The organism is Maribacter taeanensis, from assembly GCF_047345145.1.
In the GTDB taxonomy this organism is placed as follows: domain Bacteria; phylum Bacteroidota; class Bacteroidia; order Flavobacteriales; family Flavobacteriaceae; genus Maribacter_C.
Map to the genome: position 1 here is coordinate 175353 of NZ_JBLFER010000001.1, position 18009 is coordinate 193361.

At 38.1% G+C, this 18009-nt stretch carries 18 protein-coding genes; 8 read left to right on the plus strand and 10 right to left on the minus strand.

Annotated elements, in window-relative coordinates; translation table 11 throughout:
- The first annotated feature begins 47 nt into the window (after positions 1–47).
- Genes ACKWCD_RS00660 through galK form a run of 4 tightly spaced genes read left to right on the plus strand, consistent with a single transcriptional unit; the run spans position 48 to position 5303 of the window.
- Positions 48–1385 carry a Gfo/Idh/MocA family protein gene (locus ACKWCD_RS00660; RefSeq protein WP_413981990.1) on the plus strand — a complete coding sequence of 446 codons (1338 nt, stop codon included), beginning with the start codon at positions 48–50 and terminating at the stop codon, positions 1383–1385.
- Positions 1386–1403: 18 nt separating this feature from the next.
- Positions 1404–2981 carry an arylsulfatase gene (locus tag ACKWCD_RS00665; protein WP_413981991.1) on the plus strand — a complete coding sequence of 526 codons (1578 nt, stop codon included), beginning with the start codon at positions 1404–1406 and terminating at the stop codon, positions 2979–2981.
- Positions 2982–3016: 35 nt separating this feature from the next.
- Positions 3017–4165 (plus strand): formylglycine-generating enzyme family protein, encoded by a 1149-nt coding sequence (locus ACKWCD_RS00670; protein WP_413981992.1) that lies wholly within the window; start codon positions 3017–3019, stop codon positions 4163–4165.
- Positions 4166–4172: 7 nt separating this feature from the next.
- Complete coding sequence (gene galK / locus ACKWCD_RS00675; protein WP_413981993.1) at positions 4173–5303, plus strand: galactokinase; 1131 nt, start codon at positions 4173–4175, stop codon at positions 5301–5303.
- Here galK and ACKWCD_RS00680 read toward each other — a convergent pair.
- Positions 5300–6013, minus strand: a complete 714-nt coding sequence (locus tag ACKWCD_RS00680; protein ID WP_413981994.1) for a LytR/AlgR family response regulator transcription factor — start codon at positions 6011–6013, stop codon at positions 5300–5302. The two genes, galK and ACKWCD_RS00680, sit on opposite strands and share 4 nt — an antisense overlap.
- A 358-nt stretch (positions 6014–6371) precedes the next feature.
- Between ACKWCD_RS00680 and trxB the strand changes: the two genes are divergently transcribed.
- Positions 6372–7358 carry a thioredoxin-disulfide reductase gene (gene trxB, locus ACKWCD_RS00685; protein ID WP_413981995.1) on the plus strand — a complete coding sequence of 329 codons (987 nt, stop codon included), beginning with the start codon at positions 6372–6374 and terminating at the stop codon, positions 7356–7358.
- Positions 7359–7438: 80 nt separating this feature from the next.
- Here the strand turns inward: trxB and ACKWCD_RS00690 are convergent, their stop codons facing one another.
- From ACKWCD_RS00690 to ACKWCD_RS00725, 8 genes are all read right to left on the minus strand, one after another.
- Entirely contained in the window at positions 7439–7888 is a 450-nt protein-coding gene (locus ACKWCD_RS00690; RefSeq protein WP_413981996.1) for a hypothetical protein, read from the minus strand.
- 130 nt (positions 7889–8018) lie between these two features.
- Complete coding sequence (locus tag ACKWCD_RS00695) at positions 8019–9059, minus strand: aminotransferase class I/II-fold pyridoxal phosphate-dependent enzyme (RefSeq protein WP_413981997.1); 1041 nt, start codon at positions 9057–9059, stop codon at positions 8019–8021.
- A complete protein-coding gene (locus tag ACKWCD_RS00700) occupies positions 9056–10069 on the minus strand; it encodes a dipeptide epimerase (protein WP_413981998.1) in 1014 nt (337 codons plus the stop codon). Before ACKWCD_RS00700 ends, ACKWCD_RS00695 begins: the two co-directional genes overlap by 4 nt.
- A 101-nt stretch (positions 10070–10170) precedes the next feature.
- Entirely contained in the window at positions 10171–10902 is a 732-nt protein-coding gene (locus ACKWCD_RS00705; protein WP_413981999.1) for a head GIN domain-containing protein, read from the minus strand.
- Positions 10903–11051: 149 nt separating this feature from the next.
- On the minus strand, positions 11052–12854 hold the full coding sequence (locus ACKWCD_RS00710) for a PspC domain-containing protein (RefSeq protein WP_413982000.1): 1803 nt from the start codon (positions 12852–12854) through the stop codon (positions 11052–11054).
- Between the two features lie 56 nt (positions 12855–12910).
- Entirely contained in the window at positions 12911–13240 is a 330-nt protein-coding gene (locus ACKWCD_RS00715) for a PadR family transcriptional regulator (RefSeq protein ID WP_138658582.1), read from the minus strand.
- 177 nt (positions 13241–13417) lie between these two features.
- Positions 13418–13936, minus strand: coding sequence for a nuclear transport factor 2 family protein (locus tag ACKWCD_RS00720; protein ID WP_413982001.1), 519 nt, complete (start codon positions 13934–13936; stop codon positions 13418–13420).
- The gene (locus ACKWCD_RS00725) at positions 13936–14409 is read right to left on the minus strand and encodes a DUF4870 domain-containing protein (protein WP_413982002.1); all 474 of its coding nucleotides are present in this window, start codon (positions 14407–14409) and stop codon (positions 13936–13938) included. The genes ACKWCD_RS00720 and ACKWCD_RS00725 overlap by 1 nt, the downstream gene beginning before the upstream one ends.
- 189 nt (positions 14410–14598) lie before the next feature.
- Here ACKWCD_RS00725 and ACKWCD_RS00730 point away from each other — a divergent pair, with 189 nt between their 5' ends.
- The 3 genes from ACKWCD_RS00730 to ACKWCD_RS00740 all read left to right on the plus strand — a co-directional run bounded on the left by ACKWCD_RS00730 (position 14599) and on the right by ACKWCD_RS00740 (position 16889).
- A complete protein-coding gene (locus ACKWCD_RS00730; RefSeq protein WP_413982003.1) occupies positions 14599–15054 on the plus strand; it encodes a DUF4442 domain-containing protein in 456 nt (151 codons plus the stop codon).
- Between the two features lie 137 nt (positions 15055–15191).
- A complete protein-coding gene (locus tag ACKWCD_RS00735) occupies positions 15192–15989 on the plus strand; it encodes a TIGR00266 family protein (RefSeq protein ID WP_413982004.1) in 798 nt (265 codons plus the stop codon).
- A 246-nt stretch (positions 15990–16235) separates the two neighbouring features.
- Positions 16236–16889: a DUF2461 domain-containing protein gene (locus tag ACKWCD_RS00740; protein WP_413982998.1), complete on the plus strand. Its 654-nt coding sequence runs from the start codon at positions 16236–16238 to the stop codon at positions 16887–16889.
- 28 nt (positions 16890–16917) lie between these two features.
- On the opposite strand, the gene ACKWCD_RS00745 is transcribed toward ACKWCD_RS00740, so the two are convergent.
- A complete protein-coding gene (locus ACKWCD_RS00745) occupies positions 16918–18000 on the minus strand; it encodes a serine hydrolase domain-containing protein (protein ID WP_413982005.1) in 1083 nt (360 codons plus the stop codon).
- Positions 18001–18009 lie beyond the last annotated feature (9 nt).

The window sequence follows — 18009 nt, forward strand, 5'->3', positions numbered from 1 at the left end:
AACAACTTCATAATCAGATTAGTAACCAACAAATAAGCTTCACTACTATGGAAAACGAAAAGAAAGGTATTAGTTCAAGAAAATCAAGAAGAGATTTTGTCAAAAATACAGCCTTATTTACAGGGGGCGCAATGCTTTTACCCAATATGCAAATGAGTGGTATGGCCAACGTCTTTAATGATAAAAAACTAAAGATTGCTTTGGTGGGATGTGGAGGTCGTGGAACAGGAGCAGCGGTTCAAGCGCTAAATGCTGATGATAATGTTGAGCTTGTTGCAATGGCAGATGCTTTTGAAGATAGGCTTCAAGGAAGCTTAGCTAACATTTCAAAAGAAATGGGGGAAACTAAAAAAGTTAATGTCCCTGAAAAAAACCGATTTGTTGGTTTTGATGGAGCTCAAAAGGCAATGGATTTAGCTGATGTTGTGATTTTAGCAACTCCTCCAGGTTTTAGACCCCAACATTTTGAGTATGCCATAAACAATGGCAAGCACGTTTTTATGGAGAAACCTGTAGCAACAGATGTACCGGGAGTTAGAAAAGTTTTGGCGGCTGCAAAAAAGGCCAAAGAGAATAAATTAAATGTAGTAGTTGGTCTGCAACGTCATTATCAAGACAATTACTTAGCGGCAATAGATCAATTGAAACAAGACAAAATAGGAAAAATTGTTTCTGGTCAGGTATATTGGAATAGCGCAGGGGTATGGGTTCGTGAACGCCAGCCGGGTCAAACCGAGCTAGAATATCAGATGCGTAATTGGTATTATTTCAATTGGTTGTGCGGCGATCATATTCTAGAACAACACATACATAATATTGACGTGGCGAATTGGTTTATTGGAGAATACCCAATTTCTGCTCAAGGTATGGGTGGGCGTCAAGTTCGTAATGGAAAAGATCATGGTGAAATTTTTGATCATCACTTTGTGGAATACACCTATCCTAGTGGAGCGGTAATTGCAAGTCAGTGCAGACATCAACCAGAGACCATGAGCAGGGTTTCAGAGTTTTTTCAAGGTACAAAAGGAACTGTTTCAACTGAAGGCGATAATGCAACCCTGAAAGATTGGAGTGGAAATATTTTGTTTGAACATCGTGGTAAAGACGATCCGAATCCGTATCAAGTGGAACACATCAAACTCTTTGAATCAATTCGAAACGGAGGTGTTATTGCAAATGCTGAAAATGGGGCTAAAAGTACAATGACCGCGATTTTAGGAAGAATGGCTACTTATTCTGGTAAAGTTGTGAAATGGGACGAGGCTATGCAATCGAATTTGGCTTTGGTGCCTGAAAATTTAAATTGGGATTCTCCAGCTCCAGTAAAGCCAAATGCTGATGGTTGGTATGATATTCCTACTCCTGGTAAAAGTATTGTAATGTAGTTTTCAAACCTTGAAAGTATGTTTTTAAAGAAATCATTTTTGTCCCTGCTGATTGCAGGGACATTCTTTTTGTCCTGTAAAGAAGAGGTAAAGGAAACTAAGAATGAAGATCAATCATCGAAGCCCAATATCATTTATATTTTAGCCGATGATTTAGGCTATGGCGAAGTTGGTGCTTACGGTCAACAAAAGATTGAAACACCCAATATCGATTTATTGGCTAAAGCGGGAATGCTTTTTACACAGCATTATAGTAGCGCTCCAGTTTGTGCTCCGGCACGTCATATGCTTTTGACTGGAAAACATGCAGGTCATGCTTATATCAGAGGCAACAGTGAATGGAAAGAGCGTGGCGATGTTTGGAATTATATCGCAATGGCAAAAGATTCCACCTTAGAAGGGCAAGGACCAATGCTTGAAAACACTATTACCATGGCTGACAGACTAAAAGAAGTTGGTTATACCACGGGAATAGTCGGTAAATGGGGCCTAGGTGCACCACATACAAAGTCAATCCCTAACGATATGGGTTTTGATTTTTTCTACGGATACAATTGCCAACGGCAAGCACATACCTACTATCCTTTGCATTTATATAAAAATAGAGATCGAGTACATTTGGCAAATGACACCATTGCCCCCAATACGAAGCTGCCTAAAGGTTCAGATCCGCTTGATGCGAATAGTTATGCTGCTTATACTTTGAAAGACTATTCTCCTGATTTGATGTTTGATGAATTGACCGGTTTTGTTAGTAGAAATAAAGACAAACCTTTCTTCTTATACTGGGCGACACCGATTCCACATGTTGCTCTTCAAGCCCCTCAAAAGTGGCTCGACTATTACAAAGAAAAATTTGGAGATGAAAAACCGTATTTAGGCGAGAAGAGTTACTTTCCACATCAAAACCCTCGTGCTGCTTATGCTGCAATGGTTTCGTATTTGGATGAAAATATTGGAAAACTAATTCAACAGCTGAAAGATGAAAATATTTTTGACAATACCTTAATAGTTTTCACTTCGGATAATGGACCTAGTTATGCGGGAGGTGCAGATCCTGATTTTTTTGATAGCGCTAAACCCTTTGCCAGTCAGTACGGCAGAGGCAAAGGATTTTTATATGAAGGAGGTATTCGTGTACCCATGATTGTTTCATGGCCTAGTAAGATAAAAGCGGGGAGCAAGAGCGATCACATTTCGGCGCATTATGATATGCTAGCAACTTTTGCTGATGTTGCGGGATATAAAATCGAAGAAGGTTCTGATGGTATAAGCATGCTTCCGACTTTACTTTCAGAAGCAAACCAAGAAGTGCACGAGTTTATGTTTTGGGAATTTCCTAGCTATGGGGGACAAGTGGCAATTCGTATGGGAGATTGGAAGGTGGTGCGACAAAATTTAAAGAACGACCAACCAACTACTTTGGAATTATACAATTTGAAGGATGACCCAACGGAAACGAAAAACCTCGCGAACACGAATCCGGAAATAATACAAAAAGCTGCTGAAATATTTAAGGCAGAACGTGAAATTCCAGAAATGAAAAATTTTAAAATTCCAATATTACAAGAGGGTTTACTTGCCGAAAAAAAGTAAATTAGCGGCTTCCTAAATTTCAATTAAATCTCTTAATGCGTAGTGTATTTCAACTTTTAGGGTGTATTTTATTTTGTAGCATCTTGTTGCAATGCAAACATGACAAAAAACCGAATGCTGAGCGTACTGGGGAAGAAAAGAAAGAGTTAGTAAAAGCCCTTGATGATAAGTCTACAGAAGTACAAATCGAAAAACCAGAAGGAATTAATTCTCCTGTAGGTATGGTTTGGATTCCCGGAGGGATTATAAGAAAAGGAGCTGTGCCACAAGATAAGATGGCCATGGCGCATGAAAAGCCCGCGCACAAGGTTGCCGTTGATGGTTTCTTTATGGATATTACTGAAGTCACAAATTTACAGTTTGAAAAATTTGTGAACGCTACGGGATATAAAACCATAGCAGAAAGAGCAATTAATTGGGAGGAAATGAAAAAACAACTCCCGGCAGGAACTCCAAAACCGCATGATAGCATTATGCAGCCAGGTTCTTTGACCTTTAAAAGAACAAAAGACCCAGTACAAAATTTTTATGATTTTTCGCAATGGTGGAAATGGACAATCGGAGCTAATTGGAAGCACCCAAATGGTCCAAATAGCAATATAGTTGGTAAAGAGAAGGAACCTGTTGTACACATTGCATATGAGGATGCTCAGGCCTATTGCAAGTGGGCTGAAAGGAGACTTCCTACCGAAGCAGAGTGGGAGATGGCCGCAAAAGGAAATAATAAAACTTCCACTTATTTCTGGGGAAATGATGAAACCAAACTTGCTAAAATGTCAAATACGTGGGAAGGTCAATTTCCAGTTAATAATACAAAAGTTGATGGTTTTGAAAGTCGCGCGCCGGTAAAATCATTTGCACCAAATAGTTTAGGACTTTATGATATAGCAGGCAATGTTTGGGAATGGACTAGCGACTGGTACAACACCAGCTATTATGATGAAGTTTCTAAAATGAATCAAGTCATAGTAAACCCTATGGGTGCCGAACGTCCATTTAACGAAGGAGATCCGTATGCAAAGGAAAAGGTTATGAAAGGAGGATCTTTCTTGTGTAATGCTTCCTACTGTGCCAGTTATCGTATATCGGCGCGCATGGCTACAAGTTTAGATTCCTCTTTAGAACATCTAGGCTTTCGTACCGTTGTTACGGCGGCGATGCTTGAAAAATCCAAAGAAAAATAAAAAAAGAATGCAATTTTTAGAAAATTTTAGTCCCGAACTTACAATAGCTTCCCCAGGAAGAATCAATTTTATTGGCGAGCATACCGATTATAATATGGGGTATGTGCTTCCAACGGCGATTGGAAATACTATTACATTTAAACTTCAGAAAAATGGATCTGAAACCCAATGCAACATTCATTCAATAGGTTATGACGGGTTTTCCTTAGACCTTAAAAACATTGCAATAAGTAAGACGGAGTGGGAAAATTATGTTCTTGGTGTGCTCAATGAAATTTCAAAACTCACTGATAAGGTAAAGGGTTTTGATTGCACAATTGAAAGCAATCTTCCTTTAGGTTCCGGACTTAGTTCTTCTGCTGCAATGGAATGTGGTCTAGCCTATGGTTTGAATAAATTGTTTGACTTGGGACTTTCAAAAATAACAATTGTTGAATTATCTCAACGTGCCGAACATAGTTATGTGGGAACGCAATGTGGAATTATGGATCAGTTTGCTTCGGTTATGAGTAAACAAGGGAATGTGATTCTTTTGGATTGCCAATCTCTTCAATATCAACATATTCCGATTGACATTAATCCTTATAAAATTATAATGTTAAACACCAAAGTATCTCATAATCTAGCTTCGAGTGAATATAATACGCGAAGAAAAGAATGTGAAGAAGGGGTTGTAATTATGAAAAAAGAAAACCCTCAAATCAATACACTACGAGATGTAACTCGAAAAATATTAGAAGCTTCTAAAAACCAAATGAGTACTACTGTTTACAATAGATGTTCTTTTATTATTGATGAGAATAAAAGAGTGCATAAAATGGTGGCAGCTTTCAAAAAGAATGATTTGAAAGAGGTAGGAGCCCTTTTATATGAGGCTCACGAAGGAATTCGAGATTTATATGAAGTTAGTTGTCCCCAATCTGATTTTTTAGTTGAATTTGCCAAGGATAATGCTATGGTTCTTGGCGCTCGTCAGACCGGTGGAGGTTTTGGTGGTTGTACTCTAAATATTGTTCACGAAACCGAAGTCGATAATTTCAGAAAAACTGCGGAGATAGCCTATAAAAAGGAATTTGATATTGATTTAGAAGCTTTTGAAGTGCAACCTAGCGGGGGAACAATGGTAATACAGAATTAGCTCTCTTCTGCATTAAGTAATGCTTCTTCAAGTTGCAATTTCTTGTAACGACTTAAAGGAATTTGTTGTCCTTCAACTTCAACCTGAGCGCTACTAAATTTTTCGACTCTTTCAAGATTTACGATGTAGCTTTTATGAATTCTAAGAAATTTATCTTGGGGTAGTTTTTCAATGAAGGCTTTCATAGTAGAAAGAACCAGAATATTATTATTATCTATCGTAACTAACTTTATATAATCACCTAAACCTTCAATCCACTTAATATCATTAACAACTACCTTAACTTTTTTAAGGTTACTGTTCACATAGATATGTGCTTCATCACCCTTCGTAATATTACTTTTGGCATTTTTGAAAAGGGCTTTTTTAACAGAAGCTGCAAAGCGAGATTTGGTAATCGGTTTTAAAAGATAATCTGTAACATCATAGTCAAAAGCCTTTAAGGCATAATCAGGCTTGCCCGTAATCAATATGATCTGTGGAATATTAGATAAGGATTCGATAAACTCGAAGCCATTAAGTATAGGCATCTCTACATCAAGAAAAATCAAATCAATTTGATTTTGCTCAACATTCTTGTAGGCCTCCATCCCATTGTTGTATTCGGCAACTAATTCAAGATTGGGGTGGTCGTTTATTAGCTTACTAACTGCCATTCGTTGCAGCGATGAATCATCAACAACGATTGTTCTTAGTTTGTTTGTTTCCATTTTCAAAGTCTTTGCAATAACACCTTTACTTATAATTGGGTATTTTCCTTCAACTTTCGGGCCAAAGATAACTGAATTACTCTTTTAAAAAGTGTTAAAAGCCTTGTAAAGATTAGATTTTAGTGGAATTAACAGCTTGTGATTTTGCTTCCGCCTGCTTTTTTAAGGTGAAGTGAGCGATGAGTTAAAAAGTGAATTTTGGTAAAAAAAAATTACGAAAAGCAATTTTTTTCCCTTAAAAACCAATTATTAAGGTTTTTGAGACACATTTTTGATGAAAAACTTTTAATAACTTAACTGTAAGGTTTTTATCAAAAAACCTACTTTTGTTTTATAAATAGTATAGAAGAATAGGAATATGTCAGAGCAAATTGAAAGAGTAAAAACGTTGATTATTGGTTCAGGTCCTGCGGGGTATACCGCTGCGATTTATGCTGCAAGAGCGGACTTGAAACCCTTATTATATACGGGGATGGAGCCTGGAGGTCAATTGACTACAACTACGGAAGTCGATAACTTTCCGGGATACCCAGAAGGTATTGACGGCCCAACAATGATGGTACAATTACAGCAGCAGGCTGAAAGATTTGGTACAGAAGTTCGAATAGGTATGGTTACCGCGGTAGAATTGAGCAAGGAAGTTGGTGGAATTCACAGAGCAACTATTGATGATTCAGATAAGGTAATTGAAGCGGAAACTATTATTATTTCTACTGGTGCTACGGCGAAATACTTAAACATACCAAGTGAGCAAAAGTTACGTGGTGGAGGTGTTTCTGCGTGCGCCGTTTGTGACGGTTTCTTTTATAAAGGTCAAGACGTTGCAATTGTAGGCGCGGGTGATACCGCTGCGGAAGAGGCGTCGTATTTGGCAAATATTTGTAACAAAGTGACCATGTTGGTGCGTAAAGATTATATGCGTGCTTCTAAAGCGATGCAGCATCGTGTGAACAGCCTAAAGAATATTGAAGTTCGATATAATACTGAAGTTGATGAGGTTTTGGGTGACCAAGTGGTTGAAGGTTTACGAATGGTAAACAATCAGACCGGTGAGAAAGAGGATATTGCTATTACGGGACTATTTATTGCGATTGGTCACAAGCCGAATACTGATATTTTTAAGGGCCAGTTAGATATGGATGAAACAGGGTATTTGATTACTGAAGGAAAATCTACAAAAACCAATCTTCCTGGTGTGTTTGCCAGCGGTGATGCTCAGGATAAAGAATACCGTCAAGCGGTAACTGCAGCCGGTACAGGTTGTATGGCAGCCTTAGATGCAGAAAGATACCTTGCAACCGTAGGTTCTGTCGAAGAAGTTGTGGGCGACCAGTATAATGTTTAATTAATGATAGATACATACGAATTTTAGAAAATTAAAAGCCGCTATTGAAAATAGCGGCTTTTTCGTTAATACAGATATGGTTAGTCTATTCGCTTATAGTTTTCAGAAGACTCAGGAATCCCATTTTCATCTAAGGAAATTTGACTAAAACTATCTTTATATAAATGGAGTTCAAATTTGAAAACTTGAACCGTATCCTGAATGGCCATCATAGTTGCTGAACCATATTCGAGTCTTTCCTCCAATTCTTCAGCCGTATTTGTGTAAGACCCATAGCCAAACCATTCGTTAGGATCGTCGGGGGAGTGCCGCGTCCACATGACTTTACCTTTACTATAAATTTTAATTTGCCGATATCCATTTACATTCAAAAGGGTATCTGTAACGTTGCCTTGATCGTAGTTGTAACGATTAACGAGTTCCCAAGTTCCTTCTAATGAATTTGCTGTTGTCTGTTGTTTTGAAGATGTGAATTCAGTAAATGATACAAGAATTAACATCAAAAAAACCAATCCGAGTAGTTTTTTCATTTCAGTAGATTTTAGTGTTATCAGTACTGGGGAACACTAAAAAGTTACGAAAATTTTAACAAATTATCAATATTTATATGAATAATTAAGAATAGTTAAATTAAGGAGTGGTTATTTTTAGGAAATGATATTAAAGTGCATTTAAAAGTTCAGCTAGAACTGTGATATCTTCCCTGGTATGCACTGCTGAAAGTACGATTCGACTCATTAATGGAGAATCTTCATTCGGATAGTTGAAATTGGTAATCAGAACATCATTTTTTTCAAGAAAAGAAGCAATTTTCGGGTTTGAAAAATAGAAAGCCGGATAGTTATCTAAATAGTTTAATAACTCCGGATTTTTCAAAGACTTCACAAACCATTGAATATTTTGGTTCAACAATTTTCGTTTTTCTTCGAATACCTTTTTACCATTTAAAAGAGTTGCTATTGCAGCGGGGGATGCTGGACTCGCTCCACCAAAGAAATCAGTATTCTTGAATTGTTCTATTCGGTTTTTCGAGCCAAAGATTCCTCCAGCTTGTATGCCATAGCCCTTTCCTAAAGAGCAGCAGACGATTACTTCTTTTGCATTGAGTTGTTTGGCTCGTTCATAGGCGCCACATCCATTTTCTCCCACAATACCTATTCCATGAGAATCGTCGATAACAAGAATGATTTTTTCCAATGGAAGCCTTCTGAGTCCGGCAAAATGTGGGTACCCACCTTCTAACACTAATATAGAATCCATAAAAGCTACTGGAACTTTTTTGCTCTTATTAAAATGGCTGCTAATAGCTGTGCTTAAATCGTCAAAACTTTGATAAGGTTCCATACCAGGAATATGGACCGCTGAATGAGACTCCGGAGCATAAAATAATTCGTAGACATCAGAATTCAGACTTCGTGCGACCAATTGTCCTGCCAAATACCCGGAAGACATTGTAATACAACTTTCACTACCTACTAGATTTGCTAAATACTTTTCAGCCTCTTCAAAAACTGAGATTTGCACATTCGCCTTTCGAGACGCGCCATAGTTAGTACCATAGTTTTTGAGGTTCTTGATATAGATATCCTGAAAAACAGCATCGGTTTGTAGTCCTAAATAGGAGGTGCCTCCGAAGTACAAATAGGATTTCCCGTCTACGGAAATAGTTCTTCCAGGAAATGCGTCTACAGAATAGGTCATGAATTCAAGGTTACGCCGCTTCCTCCTAATGAAGGGAAGATTACTTTACCATCTGAAGAAATGACAACTCCTTGAGCGATATCGCCATTCAGAAGCATAGCCCCGTCCATGTCAACATAATCTAGTTGTGGAAGTAGTTGTGCGATTGCCGAGATACCAACCGTAGATTCCGTCATGCAGCCTACCATTACCTTCAGTCCCATTTCTTTAGCCTTTTTAATCATTCTTAGAGCAGGAGTAAGGCCTCCGCATTTGGTAAGCTTAATATTGATTCCTGAAAAATGGAGTCCACATTTTTCAACATCGGTTTCAACGATACAACTCTCATCGGCGATTACGGGAAGCACACTTTGGTGCATCACCTGCTCCATACCTTCCCAGTCATCAGCTTTTAAGGGTTGCTCAAGAAATTCTACTCCCAAATCTTTAAGTAAGGGGGCGTTGAAAATGGTCTCTTTTGCCGACCATGCACAATTTGCGTCGATACGGAATATGGCATCAGTGTGTTCTCTGAGCGCTCTGACAATGGCTACATCATCTTCCGTACCCAATTTGATTTTATAAATGGGCCAAGGGGTTTCTTTCATTTTAGCTACCATTTCATCAATAGACGCCAAGCCAATAGTATAGTTGGTAATAGGGTAGTGGTCTGTGCTTGTTTTCCAAATTTCATGGAGCGGTTTACCCTCTAGTTTTCCATATAAATCATGGGCAGCCAAATCAAGTGCACAAATAGCAAAATTGCTCAGTCCTTCAGAAATCAAAAAACCGTGCAAGATTTCTGGTGTAGTAAACGCAAAAGTTGCCAAATCACTTTCAATAGCTGTAATTTCAGCCATCATACTTTCTATGGAAATTTTATAATATGGATTGGCGGTTGCTTCGCCATATCCTGTTTTTCCGTCTAAAGAAAGACCAACTACTAGAGTGTCTTGCGTATCGTGGGCTTCTCTTGAAATGCGGAAAGTATGTTTGAGATTGAGGGTGTACTTTTTTAAAGTTAGTTGCATTGGAAAAAATAGATTTCCTCTAAGATATAGAAACTATTTTCCATGAAAAAGAAGAAGCCCGTCAAAGTTTTGACGAGCCCCTTACAACCTAAAAATGGGTTCTAGTATTTGTGAACACTGCCAGAAACCGATTTCTTTTTTTCGACATTCGGGTCACCTGAATATGAAATGTTTCCACCGCTACTGGCGTCAGCTATAAGAGATTTTGAAACTTGTATTTTTACATTTCCACCACTACTGGCGTCTGCATTACATGTTCGTGTTTCAAGGTTCTTTGCATTTATGTTGCCTCCGCTGCTCACGTCAACCACAGCTTCATCTGCGGTACCGGTAATACTAAGATTAGCCCCGCTACTAGCATCGATGTCAATTTCATTGGTGGCTACATCTAAATCTAATTGCGCACCACTGCTTCCATCTACTTCAAGTTCACTTGTCTTGATAGTGTTTTTTGTAGTTAGATGAGCTCCGCTAGAGCTTCGAAGTACGGTAACTTTTGGCAGGGAAACATAAATGTTTTTGGTAGCTCTTCCAATATTTTGCTCAGCATGAATGCGAAGCTTACCATCTCTAATATCAGTTTCAATGAGATCTATCACATTTTCATCGGCTTCTACCTCAATGCTGAATTCATCTGCTTGGGTAACATAGACCATTAAGCCCTCTGAGGCGGATACTTTTGTAAAATCTTCGGAAACTGTTCGTGTGTCGGTTACTACTACTCCGTTTCCTTTTTTACCTGTCCCAAAATTTCCAATTTGAATATCTAATCCACAGGAGGATAAAAATAAACTCATTAAGAGAGCGATTGCAATTCTTACTAATGTTGTCATGACTGTTGTTTTTGTACTGAACTTGTTTCGGTATCTGTAACAAGTTCACTGATTAATTGATTGTTTTTTGTTGATGTAAAATTGTTGTTTTTATTCCTTTTTGAATAATACAATTAACTGAACTGTCAAATACAGGTGATGAATTGTATTTAAACAGTGTCACTATCGTTTGCTTTAACTTTTACGCCATTTTCATTGATTTCTATATCAACATTTTCGTTGTCAGAATCATCATCTTTGGCTTTGATATCGATGCCATCTTCACCGATTTTCATTTTAAAAGACTCTTCGCCATCTTTGATATCGATGTCAATACCGTCTTCATTGATGATTATCTTATTGTTTTCTTTTCCTTCTTCTTCTTCTTCCTCTATCTCTTCAGGGCAATCTTGACATTCTTGCACCCCGTTTTTATTCATTTTCCATAGAAAATCTGCCAAATTATTTATAGCTCGGTCCGTTTCGGTTCTCAAAGTCCATGTTCTCTCATTCGTTGGTGAATACTTAATGAATTGACCTTCTGGTACATATAGATTGACACGTATTTCTTGGCCATTAAATGTACTCTCGTCAGCAGTGGTTAAGAAATTATTCAACCTCAAATTTTTCCCGTCCAATGTATAATCATAAACTATTTTTTTCGCAATATCTCTAGCCGCCTCATAAGACGATCCATTTGCTTCTTGACGTATGGAAATTCGCAGGGTCGAATCTTGAGACTTCTTAATATTGAACCGCACATCATCTGACAACAAAATAGGATTTCCTTCATCATTATAGAGCATAACAGAGTCATCCATTCTCATGATTTCACGTTCATCCCATAATTCAGTGCTTACCAATTGAATGTTCAAAGTGTCGTTAACGCTATTAAGATAAAGCTCATTTTCAGTAGTTACACTACCAGTAAAAGCATGTGAAGCTGCTTCCCGCACTCCTAAAACTATTAGTGAGATTAGTGAGATTAGCCATAAGCCCAATAAGGAGAACTTAGCAATATTGCCAATTGATTTCAAATTGTTCACAAGTATCTTTAACCCTAAATATAACAGGAAGAAAAATGGAATTCCGATGGCGAAGAAGAGCAGCAAAGATATAAGCCATACTGGTGTTCCCGTTATATTTTTGAGTATACCATCTACTCCAGGCATATGAAACCAATCTAAGGTTCCTACCGTAAGCATACCTATGAACATACCTATAATCGTGGCAGCACCAACAATAATCAAAATGATGCCAATGAACTTTCCAAAAATTTTGAAGAAGAACATAATGATATCACCAATGGTATCGAAGAAGGTTTTTCCTCCATTTTTTACTTTGTTGCCAACTTCGGAATAGTCGACGTTTTTTACTTTTTCTGCAACATCATCAAAGCCTTCCTTGACCTTACGCTCTATATTGCTGATGTTGATATCCTCCCCCCGCATATCCAACTTTTGCGAGGTTGTAGTTGCTTCGGGAATTAAAATCCATAGTAAACCATATAATAAGATGAAACCGCCTCCAGAACCAATGGTAAGGACAACCCATAGTAAACGAACCCATAATGGATCTACGCCGACATAGTGAGCAAGACCAGATGAGACACCTGCTACATACTTCATTTCGGTATCTCTGTATAGTTTCTTACTTCTTCTTTGTTCTGATGAGCGTTTTGCTTTTGGTTCATCTTCGAAGATATCTTCATCTACCATATAATCTTCGGGTTGCCCCATGATAGTTATGACTTCGTCTACTTCTTTTTCGGTAATAACCTGTCTTTCGTTTTCCAATTTTTCATGGAAGAGTTCTGCGATACGTGCTTCGATATCCGCTAGTATTTCGTCGCTACCAGGAGTATTGGCAAAGGATCGTTTTATCGATTCTAAGTAAAGCCGCATTTTATTGAATGCCCCTTCATCAATATGAAAGAGGATGTTGGCTAGATTTATATTTACTGTCTTGTTCATTTTTTGATGTTTTCACCTTGAACTTGTTTCAAGGTCCGTTGATTTATAGACTAATGCTATTTATTTTTAGTTACCAGATTTGTTGCGCTACGTAATTCATCCCAGGTGGAATCTAATTCTTTTAGAAAAAGTTTGCCTGTTTCCGTCAAAGTATAATATTTCCGTGGCGGCCCTGAGGTTGATTCTTCCCAGCGATAATTGAGGAGTCCCGCATTCTTCAACCTTGTTAATAGCGGATAAATGGTGCCCTCTACCACTAGCATTTTTGCGTCTTTGAGGGTACTAAGAATCTCGGAGGCATACTTGTCATGTCCGTTAAGGATAGATAGTATGCAGTACTCCAACACTCCTTTGCGCATTTGTGCTTTTGTGTTTTCTACGTTCATAACTTCTTTTTGCTTTTTATGCCGAGTCTTCTCTTTTGTGTTTGATGTGATTGTCTGCATAGATTAACTGTTCGTTTTTTGAATGATAAATAAACATCCTGATTGATTTTAATTGATGAAAAGCTTTTGTTTTTTGATTGATGAATAAACTCTTAATGGTATGATTAACACCTTGTTTTATTCTGGTTTATATTGATGGTCGTAACTTAATTCGCGTTTTACTTTCCATATATTGTTTTTTTTTATCCACACATGAGTGAATTTAGCAACGTCTCCTTTTTTGTATTCCTTATTCTGATCCAGTGATTCAAAGCGGTGGATACCATGCTGAATTGCTCCATAAAGTTCTCCATTTTTATATAGTGGAAATACTTTCAAACTGTTGGCAATCAGAATTCTTTTAGATGGTTGCGGCTCTTCGGAATTCCAATTTGCACAATTCTCCTTCATTGGGTTAAGAAAAGCATCTCTCCCTTCGCTAAGTCCACCTTTATCGTGGTAAAATTCAAAATCTTCGGTAAAAATACCTTCCAACGTATTCGTGTCGCAGGTATTGAATGCCGCGTTGAATAAAATACTATCCTGCTTTTTAAGCATCTGGTACAGCTCAGAGTTTTCGGCTTCCTGACCTGAGACAGTTATGATACTTAATAGCGTTATTACTATTACTGTGACGATATGTTTTAGAAGTAGCATTACTTTATAAATTTTATAGTGATTGGATACTCAAAAGTCTGTCCTTCGTTTGTTCGAATGGTTGCTAAAATGGTATATACAATATTGACGATGAACAAAGCTCCTTGTAACAATCCCGCTATGCCTACTGGTAATAACCAAGAACCAAATCGAAAATCATCGCTATCAAAACTGATATTAATGTCGTTTAGATGATTAAAACCAAAAGGGTCAAAATCAAAAACATCAGGAAAGAAACCTACGAAAAACGGAATGCTGATAATACCCAAAACAATAGAGTAGAGGAGTAGGCTTATTTGAAAGTTCAAAGCCTGCTTTCCGTTATGGTCCACAAACTCATGTTCTTTCTTATTGGCCGTCCATAAAACTAAAGGGAGGATGAAATTCCCAAATGGAATAAAGAACTTAGAAAATGTAGAAGCATGTATTACGGCTGCTAAATTTCTTTCGTGCTTGGTCAATGTTTCAGTCATGATTTGATTCTTTTTTGATGACCCTTCGACTTGCTCAGGGCAGATGAATTTAGATATGCCTAATATCTGTCTATGCAAATATATGGTTAAAAAACAGTACTATGCAACACATAGTACTTAAATTTAACATAAAATTAACAAATAAATTGTTATTTATTTTGAGTATTTTTAGCCTATAAATATTTGAAAATGGCAGTATCTACGGGCAAAGTCAATACTTTTATGTTCTTTAAATTACCTTCTGCATGGTGGAGTGGCGTTCGTCTGAAATATATGGATGATACGAAAGCAGTGGCCAGTGTGAAGTATGGATGGCGGAATCAAAATCCGTTTAATTCCATGTTTTGGGCGGTACAAGGTATGGCTGCTGAGCTCGCAACAGGGGCAATGGTAAGTAGTCAAATAGCAGAAAGCGGAAAGAAAATCTCCATGCTGGTACAAAACAACACGGCAAACTTTACAAAAAAAGCAGTTGGTAGAATTACCTTCACGTGTGAAGACGGTCATTTGATAAAAGAAGCTTTAGCAAATACGATTACTACAGGAGAGGGGCAAACCATATGGATGAAGTCCGTTGGCGTAAATTCAGATGGGGTAGTGGTTTCTACATTTAAGTTTGAGTGGACGGTTAGGTTGAAAGGATAGTCGAGAAATAAATATTGATCAGACTGTAACAAAATGTGTAATCGTTTCAACTAATAAGCATCAATCAATAACAGATTCCCACCGCAGTTTATCCTGAGCGAAGACGAAGGGCGGGAATGAAATTAAAATCACTAGTTATGAACGCACACGAAATAGATTACGCCATTTATGGTGAAGAGATGCAATACGTCGAAATAGAATTAGACCCACAAGAAGCAGTAGTTGCCGAAGCTGGTAGTTTTATGATGATGGATACTGATATTAAGATGGATACCATTTTCGGGGATGGTTCCAATCAAGAAAAAGGAGTGCTAGGAAAGATTTTTTCGGCTGGAAAGCGCATGCTAACAGGCGAGAGTTTATTTATGACCGCTTTTTTGAATATCGGACAAGGGAAAAAGAAAGTAAGTTTTGCTTCTCCATACCCTGGAAAGATTCTTGCCATCGATTTATCTGAAAAGCAAGGCAAGTTTATTTGCCAAAAAGACGCTTTTCTCTGCGCTGCGAAAGGTGTTCAGGTGGGAATTGAATTTTCAAAGAAGCTTGGCAGAGGATTGTTTGGTGGTGAAGGCTTTATCATGCAAAAACTAGAAGGTGACGGAATGGCTTTTGTACACGCTGGTGGAACTATGGCTAAAAAAGAACTTAAAGCTGGAGAAGTTTTAAAAGTAGATACAGGTTGTATCGTAGGATTTAGTCAGACTGTAGATTATGATATTGAGTTTGTTGGGGGAATCAAAAATACGGTTTTTGGTGGCGAAGGTTTGTTCTTTGCCACACTTCGTGGTCCTGGAACAGTCTACATTCAATCTTTACCCTTCAGTAGATTGGCTGGTAGGGTACTAGCTTCCATTCCAAGAGGTGGAAAAGACAAAGGGGAAGGCAGTATTTTAGGAACGCTTGGCGATATTGTTGGTGGTGACCGAGGATTTTAGGCCCCACCCCTAAACCTGCCTGCCGGCAGACAGGTCCCCACCGCAAAGTCAGAGGGGACTTTTATAATTGTCAAAATTTAACGTCTTTGCTAGGAGTTCGCCCTTCAGCGAACGACGAAGCAATCTGTTTAATTCGTGTCTAATAGGTTTATTTGGCTTTTGAGTAAATTTCAACAGATTGCTTCGTCGCGAAAAGCTCCTCGCAAAGACGATTCTTATTTAATATATTGCATGGAAAATCAATTAATGGATTTCCAAAACCAAATCAACTTCCTAAAGGCTCTTCAAAAGAATAACAATAAAGAATGGATGGATGCCAATCGCAAATGGTATAAACAAGTCCGAGATGATTTTATTGGATGGTTAGATACCATGAATGCCAAACTAGCGGATATAGATGATGAATACTATGACACCCCGGGAAAGAAAGGCATCAACCGCATCAATAATAATCTGATGTTTCACCCGAATAAACCTATTTATAAAGACCATTTTGGTGCTGGATTGGACAAACGACCTGGCACAGGAGATTTCTACATTGAAATCGGAATCGAACGTTGTATGTTCGCTGGTGGACTTTGGCGACCTGACTCAAAACGATTAAGAAGTATCCGCGATGCCATTGATTATGATGGAGAAGAGCTGAAGAAAATCCTGAATAAAAAATCATTCAAAAAGACCTTTGGCGGACTTTGGGAAGACGTAAAGCTTACCAACTCACCTAAAGGTTTTTCAAATGACCATCCACATATCCATTTGTTACGAAACAAAACCTTTGCCGTCGCTACTGAATTTTCTACTAAAGAGATTTTTAAAAAGAATTTTGAAAAACAAGTCGTCAAAGTTTATGAAGAAATGCTTCCGTTTCGTAGGTATCTGAATCAGGCGGTTACGGTTTGATACTGAAAATACCTCTTTAGTTCAAATTCTATTCGGTGTCTTCCACTTTTTCTAAAGCCAAATTGAGTAGTTGAAATGCTTGTTGACCAACCTCTACCCTTGATGTATTTGTTAGTACCGCCGCAACAACTTTTTTTTCTGGTACAATGAGCAAAAATGACGAACAACCCATTTGACCTCCTGAATGACCAATTACCGCGCCTTCATTTGGTTTGGGGTTGTAAAGGAACCATCCGAAACCATATGCATTTCTTTCTTTTTCAAGGCTATGGTGTTGTCGCATTAGGTCAAGAGTTTCTTTAGAAACAAAAACGTCATTCAATACGGCTTTTCCGAACTTCAAAATGTCTTCTATTGTAGTGTAAAGACCACCTCCAGGAATACGATTACTCAGGTTGTTTTCGGGACCTTCTTTGGCTTTTCCTTTACCTTTTTTTCGATGATATAATCGAGATTCGTGTTCCACTTGAATTCCGAATTTGTCGACTCCTGTATTCTTCATTCCTGCCTTGTCCCAAATATTGTGCTGCATATATTTTTCAAAAGTCTGTCCGGAAACTTTTTCAATAATTACTCCTAAAACGGTATAACCGTAGGTAGTGTAGCTATATTTAGTTCCGGGTTCGAACACTAATTCGCGGTCTTTAAATATGTCTATGGCCTCATATAGGCTTGCATACTCGGTTTGAGTGTTTGACTCCTTAGTATTCTTATAACCTGATATGCCTGAGGTGTGCGAAAGTAAATGACGGGTTGTAATCTGCGTTCCCGAATGTTTTGGATAATCGGGAATATAATTTTGTATGGGTACATCTATATCTAACTTCCCTTTTTCTACCAACTGCATTGCGGCCAATGCAGTCATAGACTTGGCGATAGAAGCCATTCTAAGCTTCGTATGGGTTTCAAACGGCCGTTGTGCTTTTTTATCGGAATATCCCCTTGCTGAATTCCATAGAATAGAATCTCCAATGGAGTAACCGATGGCCCCACCGACGGCCATATTTTCGTTAACCAAACTTTCAAGTATGGTGCTAGCTTCCGGCCTATTTTCTTGGGCCGTAGTTATTAAAGAGACTAAAAAGAGTATTCCGAATGCAAAGTGTTTCATGATTTGTTT